1 protein-coding gene is annotated in these 680 nt (G+C 49.0%); it reads right to left on the bottom strand.

Going from position 1 to position 680, the window contains the following annotated elements; genetic code table 11:
• Nucleotides 1-680, bottom strand: a 680-nt coding sequence (gene djlA, locus R7Q46_RS27350; RefSeq protein WP_318078299.1) for a co-chaperone DjlA, incomplete at both ends; no start/stop codon positions are given.

Below are 680 nucleotides of genomic sequence, written 5' to 3'. Positions count from 1 at the left end.
GCGCTTTTTCTTTTGCGACGTTCAGCATTTCTGGCGGTAAACCTTTGGCCATCAATTTATCAGGGTGATGCTCATTCATTAACTTACGGTAAGCTCGTTTAACGGTTTTACCGTCCGCCTCTGGTGACACATCCAAAATTTTGTACGCATCGGCCAATTGATCCGCCTGTGAGGCTTGCTGCCAACCTGACGACTGGTATTGACCTTGTTGCTGGCCATGGAAACCACCTTGATGTTGGAAACGGAACGCCGCTTCTTGCATCTGCAGGCGACGCTCTAGTTGCTCAGATGAGAAACCTAAACCACGAGCAATTTTGTGCAGCACATTACGTTCACTTGGATGGATAGCTCCATCAGCAAAGGCCGCGGAAATTTGCAGTTCAAGGAAGAATTGCAGCAAATCAAAACGGCCAGCGGTCGAGATTTTTACACGCACCAGCACATCTTCTAATGGGAAATCACTCTCTTTCCCTTCGCGGAATGCATCTTGCGCCGCACGGCGTTGTTCGCCATGCAAATTCATACGATCCATCATGGCAGTCGCAAGTTGGATCTCTTCTTTAGTGACCTGACCTTTGGCTTTTGCCACATGTCCCATTACTGCAAACGCCGCTTTAAAGAATTCTTCCTGACGCTGAGCCTGACTCGGTCCTTTTCCAAAGCCGCCTGTAGAGAACCCA

This window comes from Vibrio sp. 811 (assembly GCF_033339195.1).
This window is presented reverse-complemented; position numbering and strand designations above follow the sequence as displayed.